The following is a 21068-nucleotide window of genomic DNA, read 5'->3' on the forward strand; positions in this document are numbered from 1 at the left end:
CATGTAAAGAAAGTAAAAAATCAAGCCCTGACTTCTATTTTTCTATTTTTTTAAGTTAAATATTTTCAATCAAATTATGAATAAAGATACTTATATGAAAGTTTCAGAGCTAATCAGCAAACTTCAATCACTTCCATCCAATGCAGATGTTCTTTGCTATACAGAAGATGAAAATTTCCAATTAAAAGGAGATTTTTTTCGTTTACTGGATATTGAGGACATAATTATTTCTGAAGCATCTAAAATTCGCATAAATGGACGACCATCTTTAAAATTAGAAAAAAACAAAGATTCTGAGCCACATGTTTTGATTTCTGTAATAACAGATTTTTGATTTTTTATGACGGATAAAGGTAATAGGCTACTTTAAATTTTTAAAAAGTAGCCTCTCATCACTCAAACCAAATCCCCGAAATCAACTCATACGATTTTATTCTCTCTTCTGAGTCATGTATCATGGAGTTTATCATCACTTCATTCGCACCTGTTCGCTCAATTAGGCTTTCCAGTTTTTCTTTCACAAATTCGGGTGTTCCCCAGATGGACTCTCTGGTTTTGTGGCGTATGCTCTTTTCTTCCCACTCTTGCCATAAGCTACTCATATCGTGTGTTGGTTTACTTAACGGGCTATTATCACCACGTTGGAGATGCAGAAATTTTTGAAGTTCGCTGGTCGCTAAGTAGTGGGCTTGCTCTGTTGTCTCGGCACAGACAACGTTAATGCAGATGATCATATAAGGCTCTTTGAGTTGAGACGAGGGTTTAAAGTTTGCGTGATAGAGTCGTATGGCATCTTCCATCGCATCCGGTGCAAAGTGTGAGGCAAAAGCAAAAGGCAATCCTTTTTCTGCCGCTAATTGGGCGCTAAACGTACTCGAACCCAGTAACCAGATGGGAATGTCCAGTCCATATCCTGGGACGGCTTTGATCCCTTTGGTGCCTGCACGATCCGATAAAAAATATTGCAACTGTTCCAGCATCATTGGAAAGTCTGAGCCGTCATTGGTTATGTCGCGTCTGAGGGCTAGCATGGTTTGTCTGTCCGTTCCCGGCGCTCTTCCTAGCCCCAAATCAATCCTCTTGGGATACAAAGACTCTAGCGTTCCAAATTGTTCAGCGATAACGAGTGGCGCATGGTTGGGGAGCATAATGCCGCCAGAACCTATACGAATCGTTTTGGTTTTTGCGCCAATGTAACTGAGTACTACCGAGGTTGCGGCACTGGCAATTCCGCTAAAATTGTGATGTTCTGCGACCCAATAACGCTTGTATCCAAACGCTTCAACCCCTTGGGCTAGTTTGGTACTGTTTTCGATGGCTTGCGCGATGGTGAAGCCTTCTCCTACGGGGATTAAGTCTAAAACCGATAAGGGAATTTTTTTAGAGTTCATGTTTCTCTCCAGTTAAAAGCAAGTTCTCCTACTATAATCAAATAAAATTAGAATAACATTACCTAAAAATCTAACGTTTGAAATTTCAGCTATTTTGATCTTAGAGGAGGGTAACTTAGATAGCAATTTTAGGCTATTGCTTATATAATGTTGTTACCAAAAACGCCAAGGAATCCCTCTCATGAACACAATATCAAACGATTCCAAAGAACTGTTGGCTTTTAACAAGCCTAAAGGCTATCTGGTTACGCGCTCGGACGATCTTGGGCGCAAAACTGTTTATGATCTTTTGCCTGAGTGGGCGTTTAGCGAGGGGTGGATGCCCATCGGACGGCTTGATCTGGAATCAAAGGGGCTTTTGCTCTTTACAACCAACAGCAAAATAAACCACGCATTGACTACGCCTCAAAATTGCATCAAAGTCTATGAGATTTGGGTGAGAGGTCATGTGAGCGACGAGCATATCGCTGAGGCGTTACAAGGCGTTCAAAGTCCAGAGGGTCTGCTTAAAGCGCTTGAAGTTGAAAAAGTGGGTATGGGTGGCGCGAAAACCAAACTTAGAGTCAAAATTGACGAGGGGAAAAATAGGCATATCCGCCGACTTTTTGGAGCGCTGAAAGATCCAAAATTTGGCACGCCTTTAAAGGTTTTAGAGCTGAAACGTGTGAGCATCGGCAGTTTTAAACTCGACCTTGAAAGCGGAAAGTGGCGTTTTCTCTCACAAGAAGAAGAAAAACTTCTTATTAAAAGCCTTTACATGTAACCTTTTTGAGGATTGAAAATAAAATAGGAATTTAAAATGAAAAAAATAGTACTGATATTACTGATGAGCTTAGAAATCTATGCTGGCACGCCGATGTGTGACTCTGGAAGGGTTATCAAACTTCTCAGCGATGATAATGAGGGCAATCGCCATCAACGTTTTATCGTCAAATTATCTTCAGGTAAAACGCTCTTGATCGCTCATAACATCGACATTGCGCCTAAAGTTATGACATTGCAAGAGGGTGGGGTTATCAATTTTTGCGGTGATTTGGAAACTAATGCCAAAGGTGGCGTCGTCCACTGGACACATCACGACCCTCACAATCGCCATATTGGCGGTTTTTTAGAATACAGCGGACACAAATACGAGTAACCTAAAACTCAACGCCTAACGTTTTACATGTAAAGATTTAACGACCTTAAAATCTTTACATGTAAAGACAAAAACAGCTTTCTCCATCAACCCTTATTTCCCAAAATCACACTTAATATTTTATTTTCATACAGCATAAAAGGATTAAAATGTAGCTATGTCAAAAGATAGAAAGGATTTTTCATGAATGACAACATTGCGATGTACTTTGCGAAGCTTTTAGCGCAAGTGGGAATTAAACGCATATGGGGAATTACAGGTGATTCGCTCAATGGATTAAGTGATAGTTTACAAAAATTGGGACAAATTGAGTGGATGGGAACACGGCATGAAGAGACCGCGGCATTTGCAGCAGGTGCTGATGCGAAAATTAGTGGAAAATTGGCCGTTTGTGCAGGCTCTTCAGGGCCTGGAAATCTGCATCTGATTAACGGTCTTTTTGATTGCCAACGAAAAGGGGTTCCTGTTTTGGCGATTGCTTCACATATTCCTTCGAGTGAAATCGGGAGCAATTATTTTCAAGAAACACACCCCGAAAATTTATTTAAAGAGTGCAGTGTTTATTGTGAACTCATCAGCAATCCCGAGCAGATGCCGCATATCTTAGAAACTGCCATCAGGCAAGCCATCTTAAAAAAAGGGGTGAGTGTCATCGTCATTTCAGGCGATCTTTTACTCCGTCCGATGCCTAAAGATGCCAAGTATTTGTGGAGTGAGCCACATTTTCCAAAGGTATTGCCAAAGATGGAAGACATTGAGGAGCTTGCGAAGATTTTAAATGAAACCAAAAACATCACCTTTCTGTGTGGGGCAGGGTGCAGTGATGCGCATGATGAAGTGATCAAACTTGCCAAACTACTCAACGCGCCCGTTGTCCATGCGCTTGGAGGCAAAGAGGCTATGGAGGGAAACAACCCAAACAGTGTCGGTATGACAGGACTCATCGGCTATGAATCAGGATACTACGCGATGGAAAACTCCGATGTCTTGCTCATCTTAGGTTCAGCCTTCCCGTATAAAGCGTTTTACCCTCAAAATGCCAAAATCGTGCAAATCGACATCAAGCCTGAAGCGCTCGGCAGACACACCCAAATTAGTTTAGGCATGGTGGGTGACGTGAAATCGAGTTTAGAACTTTTAATGCCTAAAATCAAACAAAAAGCAAATGACACCTTCTTAAAAAGTGCCTTAAAACACTACAAATCAACGGTTGAAACTTTTGATAAACTCGCCAGTGGCACCAGTAAAGAGGGCTTAATTCACCCACAATACTTAACCAAACTGATCGACAAATACGCTAGCGATGATGCGATCTTTACGTGCGATGTCGGAACACCCACCGTCTGGGCGGCACGCTACGTAAACATGAATGGAAAGCGCAAACTCATCGGCTCTTTTAACCACGGTTCTATGGCCAATGCTCTTCCACAAGCCATCGGTGCTAAAGTGAGCGCTCCACATAAAGAGGTCATTGCCTTGTGTGGTGATGGCGGTTTTGCAATGCTCATGGGCGATCTGCTCACCCTCGTTCAGCATAACATCAAAGCCAAAATCGTGATCTATAACAACAGCTCCTTAGGCTTCGTCGCCATTGAGATGAAAGCGGGTGGCTATTTGTCGGATAATACCGAATTAACCAACCCCGACTTTTCAGCCATTGCCAAAGCCGTTGGCGTTAAAAGCTTCAGGGTTGAAAAACCTGAGGAGTTAGAAAGCAAGGTCAAAGAATTTCTTGCGTTTGATGGAGCAGCACTGCTTGATGTCACCACCGCAAAACAAGAGTTAACCATGCCACCCAAAATCTCTTTTGAAAACGCAAAAGGGTTTAGCATTTACATGTTAAGAGCCATCATTAACGGCAAAGGCGATGAATTGGTCGAAGTGGCGAGAGAGAATTTAATACGCTAAAAGTGATTCAAGGTGACAGGTTAGTGGAGCTTGTCACCTTTCGATGTTTTGTGAAAAAAACAGTTACCTGTAAACGCCAAAATGAAGGGAAAAACCTCGTATTGTTACGCTGAACACTTTCAATGTACATTAATCGAAGTAAAGATAAAATTTCGCTCGAAAGTTTTGAGATAGCTCGTTGCTCACTTTGTAACTTAACATTCTCTTGGGGTGTCGCCAAGCGGTAAGGCTCTGGTTTCTGGTACCAGCATTCAGGGGTTCGAATCCCTTCACCCCATCCACCTCTTTACTTCACAACACAATCACTCAAAACCTTTTGCATGTAAAGCGCCCTTTCTCCACTTAAGAGAATACCTCTTCATCCAAATTCAGACTACGTACTATATAATAACATACACAACGATAGCCAATAAAGGAGGGCGCGATGGAACTGTTGGAAAATGTTAGCAATGACATACGAAGGCTACTTGGGGAATTAGACACTATCTTAAGAAATGTAGATATTAACAAAGTGGCAACAAAAACAACGATCAGACAAATTGTAGGTCATATGTGCGATTCTGCATCAAACAACACCCATAGAATCATCCATTTACAATATCAAAAAAGCCCCTTAATCTTCCCCGATTATGCCAATCTTGGCGTGAATGATATATGGATAAAAATTCAAAATTACAATACTTACGAGTGGGATGATTTAATTCATTTGCTCAAATACACAACCATTCATGTCGCACATGTCATCCAAAACATTGACAGCACAAAATTACAACAGCAATGGATAAGCGCTTTAAATGAGCACATTACATTAGAAGAGATGATTGTTGATTATCCACGCCATTTTAAACTCCATTATGATGAGATCGTCGACCTGATTGCTCAATAGATAATAAAGCCGCAACTTCTTCTCTGATTATGCCACTTTCAAAATTATTAAGGATTTTGAAAGTGACACGTAAAAACTTTAAAAAATATTTGCGAACACTCAATGTGGAGTCATTTTATTGAACGATTAATGTTTTGTTGCAATAATTCGTATAAAATAAGCAGAGAAAATCGCATCGTACTTTAGGAGTTTAACATGACATTGACCCATAAAATAAAAATTTACATCATCTCTGATGTCGTGTGTCCTTGGTGTCTCATCGGTTATAAGCGTTTAGAACACGCCATGAAAGAGCTTGGTGTGGAAGATAAGTTTGAGCTTGTGTGGAATCCCTTTGAGCTCAATCCAACAATGTCGCTGGAAGGGGAAGATGCCGTTTCGTATTTGGCACATAAATACACTATGAGCGTTGAGCAAGTGAAGTCAACTCAAGCAACGATCACTAAAAATGGGGCAGAATTAGGCTTTGCATTTCATTATTACGATGGAATGAAAACGGTCAACACACGCAATGCCCACATCTTGCTCGATTTTGCAAAAGAGTTTGGAAAGCAAACAGAACTCAAAATGAAACTCTTTAGTGCTCACTTCAGTGAGAAAAAAGACATATCAAACCGCCATACTTTAGGAGAGATCGTTCAAAATATCGGTTTGGACAAAGATGTTTTTTTAGCAAAGCTAGATGATGAAAGTGCTAGAGAAAAAGTGCAAGAGGCAGAAGAGTATTGGCGCAAACAAAACATATCTGCAGTTCCCACGATGATCTTTAATAACGAACTGATTATGAATGGCGCTTATCCTGTTGAAACGTATAAAAAAGTGTTAACAGAATTACTGGAAAAGAGGCTCAAAAAAAGTTACATGTAAACGTTTAACTCTTTACATGTAAAGCCAACCACGCTTTTGGACTGAGCCCATACCACTTCTTAAACGCTCGCAAAAAGGGGCTTGGTTCGGCGTAGCCTAGATAGGACGCGATGGTGGGGGTGTCCAGTCCTTTTTGCAAATAATGCGTTGCTAATTTCTGACGTACTTCGCCCAAAAGTGCCACAAAACTTGTCCCTTCTATTTTGAGCTTTTTTTGAAGGGTTCGTGGGTGCATTCCCACTTTATGCGCCACACTTTCAAGCGAGACATCAAGCTCACCCGTTCCGATGAGAATGAACCCTTTGACGTGTTCGCTCAAACTTCCATGCACGCTCAACCCCAAACTCTGTTCTGCCTCTTTTTCAAAGACACTCAGCAGATACGGATTGTCGTAACTTGTTTTCATTGCCAGTTGCGCTTTGTCGAAGTAGAGGGCATTTTCAACCTCATCGAAGAGAATCGTTTCACCAAATACGCTCTGATACGCTTTTACATGTAAAGGTTTTGTATGCCTAAAAATAGTCTGTTTGGGAAAAATTGGCTGTGGGATAATCTTGTTAATGAGATGAAGAAGTGCACTTAAGTGAATCTCAGCACTGTACTTTTCGAGGTGCTCCATCTCATCTTCTTTATGAATCAGCAGCGTCAATTTGTACATGCCATTTTCCGCTACAAAAAAGGGCTTGAGTGTTTTACCAATCAGTGGATAATAACGGCACAATTTGATGATCGCTTCTTCGACATTGCGTGAATGTAGCATCAAATAGCCCAAAACACCAAGCTTGTTGGGGTTGACGGACTCGGACAATTTAAACAAAACACTAGAATCACCAGCATAGGCGATAGCCTCTTCAATCAGTTCATTGATATACACTGCATTGATTTTAGTACCCTTGATTTGCAGTTCTTTCATACTGATATTGCGTGCATTTATAAAAGAGGCTACATCAAACCCATAGTGTTTGGTTAAAAACGTAAGAATAAATAAAAATGCTTCCGCAGGGGCTTGCTTTTGAACACCTAGTCGCAAAATGTCATACCTTGAGTCGTAAAATGTCACTAGAAATTTCTGAGCAAAGTATATACTAATGGCTATTAAACTTACTGAGAAAGGAGACGAAATGAATAGTTACAGTCTTGTACTGGCATTTCACGTTATCTCTATTGCGACATGGATGATCATGCTTGTGTATCTGCCTAAACTCTTTGTCTATCACATCAATGCACCACGTGATGCTCAAGCGGTAGTGGCATTGCAAGAAGCCAGTCTTTATAAAGTGGGAACCATCGCTATGATCTTTTCGATCACGTTTGGTCTTATCTTGCTTTATCTCAACCCAAGCTTACTCCAAAGTGGAGGGTGGTTGCATCTTAAGCTTACATTAGCCACATTTATGGTGATATATCACTTTACATGTAAAAGATTTATCAACCAATTTGCCAATGAAGATATTTCAAACACTATGCGCTTCTTTAGGTTTTTTAGAGTTATTCCTGAAATTACAACTTCCTTGATTATACTTCTTACCATCATCAAGCCATTTTAACATTTGGCTTGAAATTCTATTGACATATTTACTAAAAAAATGTACCATTTCGAAAAATGAATGACGGTCAGTCATTTAAAGGAGAGCCATGGCACGTATTATTGATAAAGAAGAGAAACGGCTTGATATTGCTCGTGCATCTATCGAATTGTTTGTCGCAAAAGGTATGCAACAAACAAGTATTGATGAGATTGCGAAGAGTGCTGGTGTTGCAAAAGGTACAGTCTATCTTTATTTTAAAAATAAAGAAGAGATTATCTTTACCATCTGGGATATGCTCTCACAACAACATGATGAGGCATTTCTAAAACGTATTACACCCGAAATGAGTGCTAAAGAAAAAATCTTAGAGTATTTTAATTTTAGCGAATGTGAAAAAGAACACGACAAAGAGCAGATGCTGACGCTCTACCAACACTTCGTAAGTTCTATGCTTGTCGATAAAACAGGTCTTTATAGTGCTTATTTTGAAAGATTTTTTCAACAAGATTATGACTATATTTCAAGCTGGCTCAATGATGGCATTGCCAAAGGCGAAATTACCGTAGGAAATGTAGATTTACTCACCTATACCATTATTATGCTTTTAAAAGGTGTCCTAATTCGAGCCAAAGCCAGTAATATGAATTTTTATGAAGCACAAAATACACTGACACAACATCTGATCTACCTTCTGGATCAATATACAAGGAAAGAACCATGCAAAAATTAACACTTTTATGCCTCTTCCCATTGTTGACTTTTGCAGGGAACTTGCCTGAGCTTCTCAGTCTTGCCGAAGCCAACAAACATGTGGAAGCCTCACGCTATGAGCTTGAAGCGGCAAAAGAAAAAGAGTACGCCACGAAAAGTGGGTATCTACCCAGTCTCAGTTTTGGTGCAAACCAAACCTATAACCAAGAGGAAAGTATGCTGTACCCTGAAAAGAGTCGCACAGGTTCTGCCATAGTCTCGTTTACCATTTACGATGGTGGAAAACGTGAAGCACTGTTCGATCAACAACAAGCCCTTGTGAAATCTGCCACATTTTCACTCGCATCGGTGCAAAACAATACTTCTTTAAACGTTATCTACTACTATTACAATTACATCAGCACCCTTGCTAGTAAAGAAGCAACGCTTCAAAAGATGGAACAACTCGAAGCAGAACGCTACCGCCTTGAAAAATTCCTCTCTGTTGGTAGCGCAACCGCTGATGAGTTGCAAAAGATCATTTCAACGATTGAACAAACCAAAGTTGACCTTTTAACTCTAGACAATACCCTCAACAACATTTCAAACACTTTAGAATATATGACAGGGAAAGAAGTACGTGTTGAGCCAGGTTCAACCATAGCATTTCAAGAAAGCAAAGTAAATGATGCAACACGCTTTGATATTTTAGCGTTAGAGCAGAGCGTTCAAAGTGCCAAAGCAGAAGCAGAAGCGGCAAAATCACCACATTTGCCAACCATTAAAATAGAAGATACTTATTCACGTTTCAAATACGACTATGCAAACCCTGCATGGGAAACGGATGCTGACCATCAAAATACCGTGCAACTCTCCATGCAGTGGAAGATTTTTGACTTTGGCTCCACTTCAGCCAGTTACCAAGCCGCACAAAAGATGTATCTTTCCAAAAACAGTGACTTAGCCTACGAAAAAGACAAAGCCAAAGCAAGTTTCAAAAGTGCTCAAAATAGTTACACAACAGCACTTGCAAAAATCGAAGCGGCCAAAGCAAGGCTGAGCGCATCGGAAATGACTTATGAACTGGTTAAAAAGAAATTTCAACAAGGCATCGTCAACAACGTCACCTATCTTGATGCTCTAAGCGATAAATTTAATGCACGCTCACAACTTCAAACCGCTTTAAATGAAGTGGAATACCAAAAAGCCGTCTTACTCTACGAAATGGGTAAAGAGATAAAAGGAGCCATCCAATGAAAAAAATATTAATTACCACATTGTTTCTGTTTCAAGCCCTTGTCGCAGGGGAAGTGTATGCAACCTTTGATGTTGTCAGCGAAAAAAGCTCTGAGCTTGGACTTTCTATTTCAGGAGTGGTCGGATCTTTAAATGTAGATGTTGGCGACAAAGTCAAGAAAGGTGATTTACTGCTTGCGTTAAGCAATGCGCAAGAAAAGAACGAGTACGAAATTGCACGTAAAAATGCAGAACATTCGGTTAAAATCTATGATCGTTATGCCAAAATCTCTGATGTTATCGACAAAGAGAAAATGGAAAACTACCTCTACGATAAAGATATTCAGCTTTTAAATGCTCAAAACAAAGAGATTATTTTCAAGAAAACAGAACTTCGTGCACCGTATGATTTGGTTGTAACAAAGAAAATGACAGAACTTGGCAACATCGTTCTAGGTTCGCAAACCAAACTTTTAACCGTTGAGAGCACTCGCGATGTCAAGCTTGTGCTTAAAATGGATGAAAAATATTGGACTACGGTTAAAGTAGGACAAAAATTTGTGTATAAAGTTGATGGAAGCGATAAAAAATACGAAGGTGTGATTAGCAAAATCTATCCAACTATTTTACCAAGTACCCGTGAAATGCAAGCCGAAGTCAAAGCCGTCGATCTCATGCCGGGTCTTTTTGGCAACGGCATGATCAGTGTGGACTAACCAATGTATCAAATAGCAATCAACCGTCCCATTACGACCCTAATGGGCGTCTTAACCTTTATTGTCTTTGGTTTGATGTCCTATAACACCATGCCGATCAATCTCTATCCTAACGTTGACTTTCCTATCGTTACCGTTCAAACAAACTACAATGGAGCTGATCCCTCCACCGTAGAATCCAAAGTCACCGATAAGATCGAAGAGGCCGTCTCTGGCGTCGATGGCATTGATAAACTGATGTCAACCAGCTATGAAGGATTTAGTTCGGTCGTCATTCAGTTTAAACTCAATAAAAACATTGATGTTGCGACCAATGACGTGCGCGATAAAATAGGCGCCCTTAACCTTCCTGTTGAAGTGGATAAACCTGTGGTGAAAAAACTAGGCGCTTCGGGTGGTGTTATCAAGCTTTTCGTCGCCAGCGATGGAAAAAATGATATTGCTTTAATGCGTCTTGCCGATGAAAAGCTCAAACCAAAACTTCAACGCGTCAAAGGTGTGGGTGAAGTTAATATTATCGGTTTTCAAGAGCGTGAAATTCGTATTTTTATCGACCCATTTTTACTCAACAAATACAATCTTAGTGCCTCTGATCTCAGCGGGATTATCTCCAAGCAAAACATCAAGCAGGGTGCTGGCAAAATGATCGATCAAAAGCAAGAGATCGTCATCAAAGCCGAAGGGGATGCTGCCAATATTGATGAGATCAAAGACCTTCTGGTCAAACCAGGTGTGCGTCTTAAAGACGTTGCAACCGTTGTGGATGGACTCAGTGATCCTAAGAGTTTTTCATCGTATAACGGTCAAAGAGGTGTCACACTGGAAGTCAAAAAGATTGCAGGTGAAAATGTTCTGAACATCATCCGAGGTGTTAAAAAAATCTTGCCTGACATGCAGCTCTTAGCGGGTAAAAACAATGAGATTAAAATCTTACAGGATCAGTCTGAAAAGATTATGATTAACATTGACAATGTTCGCTTTGACCTTATCTTTGGTGCTTTTTTATCGATTATTATCGTTTTTGCCTTTTTGCGTAATGTGACGGCAACGATTGTTTCTGCCCTTGCTATTCCAACGTCGGTTATTGGTACCTTTGCGATTATGAATGCGCTTGGGTATGACCTTAACCGCCTAACGCTGATTGGTCTGACCCTTGCCATTGGTATTTTCATCGATGATGCGATTGTGGTCATCGAAAATATTATGAAAAAGATGGAAGAGGGCATGAGACCCTTTAAAGCTTCCTTTGAGGGTATCAAAGAGGTGGCATTCTCCATTTTAGCGATCTCTTCGGTTCTCTTAGCCGTCTTTGTTCCCGTTGCCTTTATGGACGGTATCGTAGGGATGTTTTTTAACTCCTTTGCGATGACCGTTGCTTCGGGTATTGTCATCTCATACCTTGTGGCGGTTATGTTTGTGCCTTCCATCGGAGCGCGTCTTTTAAGTGCTAAAGAGAGCAAGTTCTATTATGCGACAGAACCTATTTTAAAAGCAGTTGATAGAACGTATGTGAGCATTTTAAAGCCACTGATTCGTTTTAAAACTATCACCGTTTTGGTGACTTTTGCCCTTTTGTTTGCCTCGTTAACTCTCAAGGTTGGTATGGATTTCCTTCCGATGCAAGACAACAGTGAATTTCAAGTTACCATCAAAGGACCCGTGGGAATCAATCTTGAAACCATGAAGCAAAAAGTCATCCCTGTTGATGAGATGCTTAAGGGTGATCCATCCATTGCTTACTCCATCATTTCAATCGGCTATGATTCTGCCAAAAGCCTCCATAAAGCACGTATTTATGTTAAGTTAAAACCTGTCAAAGAGCGAACGGTTTCACAACTCACCTTAATACAACAGTACCGTGAAAAGATGAAAGGGATGGAAGGGCTGACTGTTTCTGTCGAAAAAGTGGATGATTTTGATACGGGCGATACAACAGCACCTTTGCAAGTGGTTATTACAGGGGATCAATTTGAGACGTTAGATCAAACATCTATGAAGCTCATGGAGTTCTTAAAAGCAACACCGGGTCTTGTGGACGTCGATCGTGACTATGAGAGTGGTAAACCTGAGATGAAGATTACCATCCTTCGTGAAAATGCGCAAAGGGTAGGAGTGAGTGTTAAAGAGATCGCCGCCGTTTTAGGCTCTGCGTACTCAAGCGATAGTGCCATCTCTTACTATGAGGACAATGGCAAACAATTTGACATTACGATTCGTTATAGAGATGACTTTAGAGCCTCGTTGGAAGATATGAAAAAACTGCAAGTCCGAAATGCCAATGGCGATTTTGTCGCATTGGAAGGGTTGATTGCCTTTGAAAGCAATTTAGGAACAGCATCTATCAACCGTTTTGATCGTGAGCGCAAAATCTTAGTGACTGCTAACATTGTCGGTACTTCACTCGATAAAGTGGTCGTACAAGTCAATGACAAAATGAAAGAGATTTTACCAGAAGGGTATCATTACCGTTTTACAGGCGATGTTGAAAATATGAACGATACAGCAAAAGCTTTTGGTGCAGCAGTTCTTTTGGCGGTTATTTTGATCTACTTGATTCTAGCCGCGCTTTATGAGTCATTGATTCAGCCGTTTATTATTATGATCTCTATGCCGCTTTCACTCACGGGTATCATGGTGGCACTCTATTTAAGCGGTTATACCTTCAGCCTTTTTGTTATGATCGGTATTATCTTGCTCTTAGGAATGGTTGGGAAGAACGCCATTTTGGTCGTCGACTTTGCTAACCGTGCCGTTAAAGAGGGTAAGGAGATTGATGAGGCACTTCTTGAAGCAGGTGAAAAACGTCTTCGACCTATTTTGATGACCACTTTCGCGATGATCGGTGCGATGATGCCTCTGGCTTTTGGAAGCGGAGCAGGTCATGAAGCCAATGCCCCCATGGCACTTGCGATCATTGGTGGACTTTTAAGCTCAACCGTTTTAACCCTTCTTGTCGTTCCTGCGATCTATAAATTTATGTATCCAATGGATCGATGGTTACGTAAATGGTACGAAAAAGGTACAATCTAATCTTTACATGTAAAGAGGCTGTAATACCCACACAGCCTCTTTTTTTCCCCAACTCTCCACACATTTTACAAAATCGGCACACTATTTGCTTTTTAGTTACTTGGATTAAGGTTCTCTGTTACAGAGTTAATACAAGAGCAATGCTCTTCAAACGTGATGACGCTTTATGTTTTCACGCTAAAGTCCGTTTTTTCGGATAGGTAAATGCTTTAAGGACACGTGTGATGAAAAAAATGGTATGTCTCATTTCAGTCGCTGCAGTACTTGGAATGAATGCTTACGCAAGAGATTATGTTGAAGATGTTCACGGTGGCATCTCCCATGCAAGTATCGATGGAGAGCACAAGGCTGCTTACAACATCGGTTATGGCATTACAAAAACATTAGACAATAAAGTGCTTTTTGGTGTTGCTTTTAATGGCGAATATGCCAATCTAAGTGATGGTTCAATGTATGGAGCTGGTACAGATTTTAAACTCGGATACAATGTCTGGGAAAAATTGAACGCTTATGGTATCGTTGGGGCAAAACTTCAATCGGTTGATGGTAATGCGGGTTATGGTTTGGGATACGGTTTAGGGGTTGATTATCCTATTACACGCGCTATCTCTGCGGCAGTGGAATATAAAAGCTATAACATGAATGCAAGCAATATTCCTGATTATGACTACAAAACGTTAGGGCTAAATCTCAAATACGCGTTCTAATATACCTTGCAGGGAGATAATCCCTGCTTACTTATTTCTTTTTCGATCTTTTTTGGCTTGTTTCGCTTTAGCTTTAGCTTGCGCTTTACGAGCATCACTCATTTTTGCTTTGTCAGAGTTCACCTCACCCACATTTGTTTGTTTTCCTATATAGGGTACCGTATGTTTTTGCTGTGTTGAAAGTGCTGCTAATTTGTAGCCTTTTTCCATTTTAACGCTATTGTTAAGTAATCCGCCCATGTTATGTCCTTCGTGTTATATGAAATGTAATTGGAGAAAAATCGTTGAGAGTTTTGTAACGATATATGAGGTTATTATACTTTATCCTTGCTTCAACCCATGTAAAAATCTTTACATGTAAAGATAATTTGCTTTTCTTTCAGACTAATTGATTAAAATAGCGCGTAATATTTTTGACATGTAAAAGGAAAAATATGGTAGAGCAAAACCTTCTAAGCGCCCAACAATACGCCGTTAAACATAAAATGAGTACCTTCGCTGTTCTCAAACTCATCAATGCAAAAAAACTCAAAACAATCAAAAAAAACGTTGAAGGTGAAGAGATAGAGTACATCATCGATGAAACACTCCCAAGCAACGTTACCGTTCACAATGAGGCAACAGCCGAGCCAGAGAAAAATGAAAAAATAGACTATGAGATCGAATTTCATAAACTTTTGAGCAAATACATCGAACTACAAGAAAAATATACCCAACTTATTGAGGAAAAAAACCGTGCGATGAAATGAATTTGAAATTACCGATAAAGAGACAATCCATACACTACTCAGCAAATACGCAACGCTCTCACTCAGAAGACAATAACGTTCCTTATGCAATATCGCTTAATTTTGTCTGGTGGAAGAGGGTATCGCCGTTCATGGAACCAAAGAGGGCAAAAGAATAGATATAAAACCATTACCGCCGAAAATCCTATGTACAAAAAACGCATTGAAGAGATCATGATCTTAACATTGACACCAAATAGTCTTTCATGCAAATTCAAAAGGGGACAAAACCTCCCGCAAGAGCGAAAAAAACTTTTGTTAAAATACTTGGAAGAGCGTGGCACATCCCTAGATCTTTTAAGCGCAAATGCCATACGTCAGCTAAGTTAAAATCTTTACATGTAAAAAGGAAGAGGGCATTTAAAATGCCCTTTAAATGAGGTCGTTTATTGATTTAAAATATCAAGTGTTTTTTCATAAACACCGAGTTTACTGAGTTCGTTATTGAGCTCTTCTGTCAATTTGGATTGAGACTTTAATTCGCCAGAGATAAGCTGACTCTTCTCCGCTAGATTTTCCATATCGGAAGAGAGTGCATTGCTTTTTGAAGAAACGGCTAACAACCCACTGCTCACATTGCCCATCGTTTTGCTAATGCTTTCCACCGCTTGAATGATTGTACTTACCGATACATTGGTCTCTGAGAGGCTTTTTTGGGTGCGTTCTGCCAATTTACGCACTTCATCCGCAACAACAGCAAAACCGCGTCCATGTTCCCCTGCCCGTGCTGCTTCGATGGCTGCATTAAGGGCTAAAAGATTGGTCTGATCTGCAATATCGGCAATGACGCTCAAAACAACACGAATATCACGGACATTATTCGTAAGATTATCAACCTCAATAGAAAGGCTTGCATTGTCAGAGCTTCCTTGCTCCATACTGGATGAAAAGAGATTAAATTCACCTTTGACCTGCCCCAGTTGTGATTCTATCGCATCAATAGCCGTTACAGCATCTTGCAATGTACTACCAATCGTTCGAAGTAATGGCATACTTTGTTTCATTTGCTCAAGCATCGCTTTGTTCAGATTATTGATGATCGTTTGGCGATTTATTTTTCGTAGTAAAAAATAACTTTTAAATCCTGCATATTTTTGAACAAAATTATCAATGTAGTCATCTTCAAAATTACCGCCATCAACCTCATAGAAAAAGATGGCCGTTAACGTTTGGTTGATATTAACCCCCAAAAGCTCACCAAAGGTCGAAAAACCTACGACAGGAATCTCTTTAAATGTATTCAACCGATTGAGTACCTCGGCGTTGCAAAGACGTCTTAAAATACAATCATTAAAAATCGCACCAATCGCTTTGGGCTTATTACGGCTAAAATCAGCAAAATCATGGCTCGTTGTCTGTACAAAGTCTGTTTTTTCGAGTAAAACAAGTTCCTCGCCCGCTTCAATATCACAATAAAAATGAATCGTATCGTTTGCGATATCAATAGAAGCAATGGAGCGAATATAAATTTCCTCATCAATAGCAATTCCAAAAGTATAATTCGCAAGTTTAAAGTTAAGTTCATTGGCTGAGCAATGAAAATGGCTGGTTAACGCTTCTATGACACTGACATTGACATTGGTTTTACGATCCAAAAATGCTGTAACGGTGCGAGTAATGGGATTTGCTGCCAAAACCGTAAATACAGTGGCTGTTGGTCTAAAATTTTGACTTTTAAAAACACCAAAACGGTATTTTGGAGCAAGCTTTATAAACGTAATAACCGCATGATGGCGAAGTGTACGCGTCCCATCATAGATATAAGTGTTTTGAAAATCTAATTTACCACCAGCACTACCGCCGATGAGCAAACAGGGAAATTTACCCACATGATAAACCGCTTCCATGAAAAAGCTCTCACTCGCACTCAATCCGTCAATAAGTGTATATCCAAGGGTATCATCGGAACGCATTTTAAAAGGAACACGCACTTTTTTAACCTCTTCAGCAATCAAAGCGGAACGTTCAGCTGCTGTTTTTTTACTCGTTGCCATATCTTCGCTTTTGAGCGGAATTGAAGCCACATAAATATCGCTCACCATATCAGGAGAAAAGAGCATCAAAACAATATTATCGCCTTCGCCAGCATTTGCAGAAGAATAGAGTGAGGGAAGGGGATTTGAACGATCCAAACTGCATAATTCACCTGCAGTCGTTGAAAGAATTAATGTTGTATCGTTAGGAAGAAGCTGTTTAAGTTTTGAAGAGATAGCACTAAAATCAAGAGCAGGTGAGACAAACCCTAAAACAACTTTTGGATTAAAAGGAAGCTTTTCAAGAGCGGTTGTCATCGTTTTTTCTTGAAGCGTTAAAGTTAAAATAGCTTGATTGAGTAGTCCACTTGATGATGAACTGCTAGATTGATGCGATGATTCGGTTGATGAGCGAAAGAAACTAAACATGAGATACTTTCCTTAAAATGAATTTTTTGTTATTTCTAATTATTAATTAAATACTTGATCCATTGGCATCATTTGCCCATCAAAGTGCTATACCGATAAAGCCATCAAAAGCACTTAGCAAAAAACCAATTTCTGCATCTTTATTCATGCTAACGCACAAAAAATAAAGGTGCACTTAAAAAGCCTTTGAATAAAGCCTCCTTGTATGAGAGCCGAAATATGGTAACTTGTTTGTTTTATTAATTATTGAAAACTTAAATTTTCATAGTTAATTATCAAATTCTAACGTAACAAATATTACATTAAGTTCGTAGCATGAAAATAGCTTCTATGGAGTTAAGAAATAAAGACTTCCCTTATATAAGAGGTTTTGAGCTTTTGTTGATAAATGGAGATAAAACAATCTTGAGAGATTTTGAAACAATAACTATACTATTATGGACAACAGCAGAAATATTCTCGCATTACAAAAGTAAGCAATATTTCTGCCGTTGTTTTTTTAACTTAGATGCCTAATGATTGTCTTTTAAAGTACTCTTTACCCACTTTACACAATGGACATGCATTGGGTGCTTTTTTACCTCTATGAATATGTCCACATACTTCACATACCCAAATTTCTTCTTCAGCATCCGCAAAGAAGCCATCTTCTTTCATCGCATCTTGAAGAGCTTTGTATTCACGCTCATGTTCAACTTCGACTTTACCAATGGCATTAAAAAGACGTGCAAGCTCTTTATGACCCTCATCTTCTGCTATTTTTGCAAAGCCTGGGTACATGGTTGTATGCTCATAATTTTCACCCGCCATAGCAGCATCAAGATTTTTGAGTGTGATTTCAGTTTCAGCGCCGTCAACAAGCTTGTGATAGGCTTTAAATTCAGCTCTTGCATGCCATTTTTCATTTTCAGCCGCTTCTCTAAAGTGACGAGAAACTGCATGCCAGCCCTCTTCTAATGCAATGTCTGCAAATAGGTCATATTTATTACGCGCTTGTGACTCTCCCGCAAATGCTTTCATCAGATTAACTGCTGTTAGGTCTTTTGTAATACATTCCATCTCTTGACCACAACAGGTAAGTTTACCACCGCCTACATTTTGAACTTCAACTTCGTTACCACATTTACTACATTTATATGTCTCATACTGTTTCATTCATACTCCTTTATATTTGTGCTGAAATTCTAATACACACTTACTTAAATTGTAATTAATTGTAATTAATAATTTTTATTATCTATAAAATCCCTTTTTTGGTAAAAAAATCTTCGATAACTTTAGGTGCAAACGCTTTATCGTACATGTAAAGCTCCTGCCATGTTTTTCCTTCTAAAAAACTCTTTGTCTCAATCTGATATTTTTGCTTCATCACGGATACAAACTCTAAAACAGCACTAAATAAAAGTGCGTACTGTGCAGCGGTAAATTTTTTGAGAAGATCAAACAATCGGTAATAATTGACCATCTTTTTACTCGACTCTTCACTCATGCGAAGCGACCAAATACGCCCTGCAAAATCATGTTGGTACTCAACACCACTGCGAATTTCCAGAGAAAACTCTCTAAGTCCTTTTAAAAATGTCTCTTTGGGTAAAAAATTTGCGGTATTGTGAAAGAAAAGATAGATACTAAAAAGGAAGAGATCCTCAACACAGGGTGCGTAGTTTTTGATTTCGTCGTACGTCTCTTTTTCAACGCTTAATTGCATTCGAAGATACGCTAGGTGCTTGACGCGCCAGTTATCTTTTTGCTCTGCCCTCTTCTGCCACTCGATCAATGTAGGTCTCGGTATATCGTAACGCTCAACTAAAGGCTTGTAAGATGTCTGCATCGCTTACTCCCAAGTCAGAATAAACTATTCTATTACATTTTTTAAAATATTTCAATATATAAGGTTTTGAAGAAGATTAAAAGGAGAAATGTATACCATTTGTTCACATTAAAAACAGATGGTATACATCAAAATGAGATTAGATATGAAAGTGTTTTAGAAACGCTGGGTTATTTTCAACCAAACCAAGCTCTATAAGGCGTTTTACCGTACATTGGTCGCAGTCAGTGTCTTTTGGCCACTCTCTCGTGTAGCCATCCAGATCATTTTTAGTCGTTGCATCAATGCCGATGAACTCCTCTTCGATAAAAATATCGCGGAGCGCATCAATGTTATTGACCACACGCCAGATGAGCATATAGGCATTATCCACGCTATTGCCCTCTTTATCCACTACGATCAAAAGTTTCATATACTCACTTAAAGGCTTAAGTGCTTCATACACCTCTTTACCTGCCCTCTTCTTATGAATGGTCATAACGGTAATGGGTGTTTTTGTTTCTGTTTTATACTGTTTAAGGGCAATGACTTCTGGAACCAAGGTTGTCACTTTTAAAAGAAGGTCACGATCGCTCAAAATGGTTTTAGAAGGCGCATCGATCACACCACCGGTACAATCCACACCCAATTTTCCGCCAAACAGCGCATTGGGAGAAGCGTGATCAAGTGCGTCGCACACACCTTCACTGATGAGTAAACGTTTGGCATTGATGCGATTGAGAATGTAATCACTCAATTTGTCATAATCATCAAGTTCTGGTGCATTTTCACCCACAAAAATCGCATGTTTGACAAAGCTCATCTGCCCAACACCCCAAAACGCGTGCATAAACTGTTTGGCATGTCCTGGGTAAAGTACATTCATCTTGGCTAAAATAAAGTTATGAAACACGCCATTTTCAGGCATATTATAATCAATCAAATCGGGTGCAGTCGTTTTTAACAGTGGTAAAAAAATACGCTCTGTCGCCCAGCCCATGTATTTATCTTCAAGTGGCGGTTTGCCCACAACAGTGGCTTGATAGACTGGTTTTTCTTTACATGTAATGCACGTCACATCCATCACAGGATACGGCTCTTTAAGCGTGTAGTAGCCTGTGTGGTCACCAAAAGGCCCTTCGATCTCCATCTGACTAGGATCAACCCACCCCTCAATGACAATGTCTACATCTTCAGGTACGTAAATGGGATTGGTCAAGGATTTTACCAAACGAGCGTTTTTATCTTTGATAAAACCATAGAGTAAGAGTTCAAACATCCCAATCGGCATCGGCGCTTGTCCGCACCAAATATAGAGAGGATCACCACCAATTCCAATGCTCACAGGCATTTTTTTACCCGCTTTTTGGTACTCATGGAAAAAATGCGCACTATCTTTGTGAATTTGCCAGTGCATACCCAAACGGTTTTTATCGTACACTTGCAAACGGTACATGCCTAGATTTTGTTTGGTGCCATCCAAACTTTGTGTATAGACTTGCCCCATCGTAATAAAAGGGCCGCCATCTTCGCTCCATGTGGTTAAAATCGGAAAATCATACAGATTTGGCGCATCATACACCTTCGTTTGACAAACACCTTTGCCTTTTAGACGCTTTGGAAGCGCATTTTTAAGATTGAACAGTGTGCCAAGCATGCCCATTTTGTCCATAAACGATGTAGGTGGTTTCATGTGCATCAATGCTTCGATCTGCTTTGCCACTACATTGGGATTTTTACCAAAAATAAGCTCGGTCGCTTTGGTCGAACCAAACACGTTCATCAAAACGGGGATATCAAAGCTTTTTCCAAGTCTTTTGCTCACGGGTTTTGTAAAGAGAAGTGCTTTAGAATCTTCTTTTTTAACCTCAATATACGCTAAATGCGGGATTTCTAAGTCAATATCAAGCTCGTCATCGATAACACGTAAAAGATCGTTTTGGCGTAAAAGCTCAATGATTCTCTGCATT

21 protein-coding genes, 1 tRNA gene and 1 pseudogene are annotated in these 21068 nt (G+C 39.7%); 15 read left to right on the forward strand and 8 right to left on the reverse strand.

Annotated features, from left to right (window positions below; all coding sequences use genetic code 11):
• Positions 1-94 precede the first annotated feature (94 nt).
• Positions 95-334, forward strand: coding sequence for a hypothetical protein (locus tag SJPD1_RS08250; protein ID WP_096046728.1), 240 nt, complete (start codon positions 95-97; stop codon positions 332-334).
• Positions 335-392: 58 nt separating this feature from the next.
• Here the strand turns inward: SJPD1_RS08250 and SJPD1_RS08255 are convergent, their stop codons facing one another.
• Entirely contained in the window at positions 393-1391 is a 999-nt protein-coding gene (locus tag SJPD1_RS08255) for an LLM class flavin-dependent oxidoreductase (protein ID WP_096046729.1), read from the reverse strand.
• A 181-nt stretch (positions 1392-1572) separates the two neighbouring features.
• Here SJPD1_RS08255 and SJPD1_RS08260 point away from each other — a divergent pair, with 181 nt between their 5' ends.
• From SJPD1_RS08260 to SJPD1_RS08285, 6 genes are all read left to right on the forward strand, one after another.
• On the forward strand, positions 1573-2154 hold the full coding sequence (locus tag SJPD1_RS08260; protein ID WP_096046730.1) for a pseudouridine synthase: 582 nt from the start codon (positions 1573-1575) through the stop codon (positions 2152-2154).
• A 36-nt stretch (positions 2155-2190) separates the two neighbouring features.
• On the forward strand, positions 2191-2529 hold the full coding sequence (locus tag SJPD1_RS08265; protein ID WP_096046731.1) for a DUF3465 domain-containing protein: 339 nt from the start codon (positions 2191-2193) through the stop codon (positions 2527-2529).
• Between the two features lie 183 nt (positions 2530-2712).
• Positions 2713-4437: a ubiquinone-dependent pyruvate dehydrogenase gene (gene poxB / locus SJPD1_RS08270; RefSeq protein ID WP_096046732.1), complete on the forward strand. Its 1725-nt coding sequence runs from the start codon at positions 2713-2715 to the stop codon at positions 4435-4437.
• 206 nt (positions 4438-4643) lie between these two features.
• Positions 4644-4718, forward strand: a tRNA-Gln gene (locus SJPD1_RS08275).
• Positions 4719-4861: 143 nt separating this feature from the next.
• Positions 4862-5323, forward strand: coding sequence for a hypothetical protein (locus SJPD1_RS08280; protein ID WP_096046733.1), 462 nt, complete (start codon positions 4862-4864; stop codon positions 5321-5323).
• Between the two features lie 195 nt (positions 5324-5518).
• Complete coding sequence (locus SJPD1_RS08285) at positions 5519-6190, forward strand: DsbA family oxidoreductase (RefSeq protein ID WP_210394348.1); 672 nt, start codon at positions 5519-5521, stop codon at positions 6188-6190.
• 4 nt (positions 6191-6194) lie between these two features.
• On the opposite strand, the gene SJPD1_RS08290 is transcribed toward SJPD1_RS08285, so the two are convergent.
• Positions 6195-7220, reverse strand: coding sequence for an AraC family transcriptional regulator (locus SJPD1_RS08290; RefSeq protein WP_096046734.1), 1026 nt, complete (start codon positions 7218-7220; stop codon positions 6195-6197).
• A 91-nt stretch (positions 7221-7311) separates the two neighbouring features.
• Between SJPD1_RS08290 and SJPD1_RS08295 the strand changes: the two genes are divergently transcribed.
• The 6 genes from SJPD1_RS08295 (at position 7312) to SJPD1_RS08320 (ending at position 14098) form a co-directional block, all read left to right on the forward strand.
• A complete protein-coding gene (locus SJPD1_RS08295; RefSeq protein ID WP_168171344.1) occupies positions 7312-7737 on the forward strand; it encodes a CopD family protein in 426 nt (141 codons plus the stop codon).
• Between the two features lie 88 nt (positions 7738-7825).
• Positions 7826-8449, forward strand: coding sequence for a TetR/AcrR family transcriptional regulator (locus SJPD1_RS08300; RefSeq protein ID WP_096046736.1), 624 nt, complete (start codon positions 7826-7828; stop codon positions 8447-8449).
• Positions 8437-9666 carry a TolC family protein gene (locus SJPD1_RS08305; RefSeq protein WP_096046737.1) on the forward strand — a complete coding sequence of 410 codons (1230 nt, stop codon included), beginning with the start codon at positions 8437-8439 and terminating at the stop codon, positions 9664-9666. Before SJPD1_RS08300 ends, SJPD1_RS08305 begins: the two co-directional genes overlap by 13 nt.
• On the forward strand, positions 9663-10361 hold the full coding sequence (locus SJPD1_RS08310; protein WP_096046738.1) for an efflux RND transporter periplasmic adaptor subunit: 699 nt from the start codon (positions 9663-9665) through the stop codon (positions 10359-10361). Before SJPD1_RS08305 ends, SJPD1_RS08310 begins: the two co-directional genes overlap by 4 nt.
• A gap of 3 nt (positions 10362-10364) precedes the next feature.
• Positions 10365-13391, forward strand: coding sequence for an efflux RND transporter permease subunit (locus SJPD1_RS08315; protein ID WP_096046739.1), 3027 nt, complete (start codon positions 10365-10367; stop codon positions 13389-13391).
• A 224-nt stretch (positions 13392-13615) separates the two neighbouring features.
• Complete coding sequence (locus SJPD1_RS08320; RefSeq protein WP_096046740.1) at positions 13616-14098, forward strand: outer membrane beta-barrel protein; 483 nt, start codon at positions 13616-13618, stop codon at positions 14096-14098.
• Positions 14099-14125: 27 nt separating this feature from the next.
• On the opposite strand, the gene SJPD1_RS08325 is transcribed toward SJPD1_RS08320, so the two are convergent.
• Positions 14126-14338 carry a hypothetical protein gene (locus SJPD1_RS08325; RefSeq protein ID WP_087438748.1) on the reverse strand — a complete coding sequence of 71 codons (213 nt, stop codon included), beginning with the start codon at positions 14336-14338 and terminating at the stop codon, positions 14126-14128.
• A gap of 194 nt (positions 14339-14532) precedes the next feature.
• Between SJPD1_RS08325 and SJPD1_RS08330 the strand changes: the two genes are divergently transcribed.
• Positions 14533-14847, forward strand: a complete 315-nt coding sequence (locus tag SJPD1_RS08330; RefSeq protein WP_096046741.1) for a hypothetical protein — start codon at positions 14533-14535, stop codon at positions 14845-14847.
• Positions 14848-14931: 84 nt separating this feature from the next.
• Positions 14932-15216, forward strand: coding sequence for a hypothetical protein (locus SJPD1_RS14450; RefSeq protein WP_138070108.1), 285 nt, complete (start codon positions 14932-14934; stop codon positions 15214-15216).
• Between the two features lie 56 nt (positions 15217-15272).
• On the opposite strand, the gene SJPD1_RS14980 is transcribed toward SJPD1_RS14450, so the two are convergent.
• The 5 genes and pseudogenes from SJPD1_RS14980 to SJPD1_RS08355 all read right to left on the reverse strand — a co-directional run bounded on the left by SJPD1_RS14980 (position 15273) and on the right by SJPD1_RS08355 (position 21067).
• Positions 15273-15902, reverse strand: a complete 630-nt coding sequence (locus SJPD1_RS14980; protein ID WP_420855362.1) for a methyl-accepting chemotaxis protein — start codon at positions 15900-15902, stop codon at positions 15273-15275.
• 234 nt (positions 15903-16136) lie between these two features.
• Positions 16137-17288: pseudogene (locus SJPD1_RS14985) on the reverse strand (FIST signal transduction protein); the annotation flags it as partial.
• A gap of 504 nt (positions 17289-17792) precedes the next feature.
• Positions 17793-18443, reverse strand: coding sequence for a ferritin family protein (locus SJPD1_RS08345; protein ID WP_096046744.1), 651 nt, complete (start codon positions 18441-18443; stop codon positions 17793-17795).
• Positions 18444-18525: 82 nt separating this feature from the next.
• On the reverse strand, positions 18526-19119 hold the full coding sequence (locus SJPD1_RS08350; RefSeq protein ID WP_096046745.1) for a hypothetical protein: 594 nt from the start codon (positions 19117-19119) through the stop codon (positions 18526-18528).
• 139 nt (positions 19120-19258) lie between these two features.
• On the reverse strand, positions 19259-21067 hold the full coding sequence (locus tag SJPD1_RS08355; RefSeq protein WP_096046746.1) for a menaquinone biosynthesis decarboxylase: 1809 nt from the start codon (positions 21065-21067) through the stop codon (positions 19259-19261).
• Between the last annotated feature and the right edge of the window lies 1 nt (position 21068).

Source organism: Sulfurospirillum diekertiae (genome assembly GCF_002309535.1).
Lineage (GTDB): Bacteria > Campylobacterota > Campylobacteria > Campylobacterales > Sulfurospirillaceae > Sulfurospirillum > Sulfurospirillum diekertiae.

Bases quoted from the DNA above. Each gene is read 5' to 3' on its own strand.
- SJPD1_RS08255 (WP_096046729.1), bottom strand. From the start codon at position 1,391: ATGAACTCTAAAAAAATTCCCTTATCGGTTTTAGACTTAATCCCCGTA.
- SJPD1_RS08330 (WP_096046741.1), top strand. From the start codon at position 14,533: ATGGTAGAGCAAAACCTTCTAAGCGCCCAACAATACGCCGTTAAACAT.
- SJPD1_RS08260 (WP_096046730.1), top strand. From the start codon at position 1,573: ATGAACACAATATCAAACGATTCCAAAGAACTGTTGGCTTTTAACAAG.
- SJPD1_RS08305 (WP_096046737.1), top strand. From the start codon at position 8,437: ATGCAAAAATTAACACTTTTATGCCTCTTCCCATTGTTGACTTTTGCA.
- SJPD1_RS08345 (WP_096046744.1), bottom strand. From the start codon at position 18,443: ATGAAACAGTATGAGACATATAAATGTAGTAAATGTGGTAACGAAGTT.
- SJPD1_RS08350 (WP_096046745.1), bottom strand. From the start codon at position 19,119: ATGCAGACATCTTACAAGCCTTTAGTTGAGCGTTACGATATACCGAGA.
- SJPD1_RS08265 (WP_096046731.1), top strand. From the start codon at position 2,191: ATGAAAAAAATAGTACTGATATTACTGATGAGCTTAGAAATCTATGCT.
- SJPD1_RS08320 (WP_096046740.1), top strand. From the start codon at position 13,616: ATGAAAAAAATGGTATGTCTCATTTCAGTCGCTGCAGTACTTGGAATG.
- SJPD1_RS14450 (WP_138070108.1), top strand. From the start codon at position 14,932: ATGCAATATCGCTTAATTTTGTCTGGTGGAAGAGGGTATCGCCGTTCA.
- SJPD1_RS08250 (WP_096046728.1), top strand. From the start codon at position 95: ATGAAAGTTTCAGAGCTAATCAGCAAACTTCAATCACTTCCATCCAAT.
- poxB (WP_096046732.1), top strand. From the start codon at position 2,713: ATGAATGACAACATTGCGATGTACTTTGCGAAGCTTTTAGCGCAAGTG.
- SJPD1_RS08315 (WP_096046739.1), top strand. From the start codon at position 10,365: ATGTATCAAATAGCAATCAACCGTCCCATTACGACCCTAATGGGCGTC.
- SJPD1_RS14980 (WP_420855362.1), bottom strand. From the start codon at position 15,902: ATGCTTGAGCAAATGAAACAAAGTATGCCATTACTTCGAACGATTGGT.
- SJPD1_RS08300 (WP_096046736.1), top strand. From the start codon at position 7,826: ATGGCACGTATTATTGATAAAGAAGAGAAACGGCTTGATATTGCTCGT.
- SJPD1_RS08285 (WP_210394348.1), top strand. From the start codon at position 5,519: ATGACATTGACCCATAAAATAAAAATTTACATCATCTCTGATGTCGTG.
- SJPD1_RS08280 (WP_096046733.1), top strand. From the start codon at position 4,862: ATGGAACTGTTGGAAAATGTTAGCAATGACATACGAAGGCTACTTGGG.
- SJPD1_RS08325 (WP_087438748.1), bottom strand. From the start codon at position 14,338: ATGGGCGGATTACTTAACAATAGCGTTAAAATGGAAAAAGGCTACAAA.
- SJPD1_RS08295 (WP_168171344.1), top strand. From the start codon at position 7,312: ATGAATAGTTACAGTCTTGTACTGGCATTTCACGTTATCTCTATTGCG.
- SJPD1_RS08310 (WP_096046738.1), top strand. From the start codon at position 9,663: ATGAAAAAAATATTAATTACCACATTGTTTCTGTTTCAAGCCCTTGTC.
- SJPD1_RS08355 (WP_096046746.1), bottom strand. From the start codon at position 21,067: ATGCAGAGAATCATTGAGCTTTTACGCCAAAACGATCTTTTACGTGTT.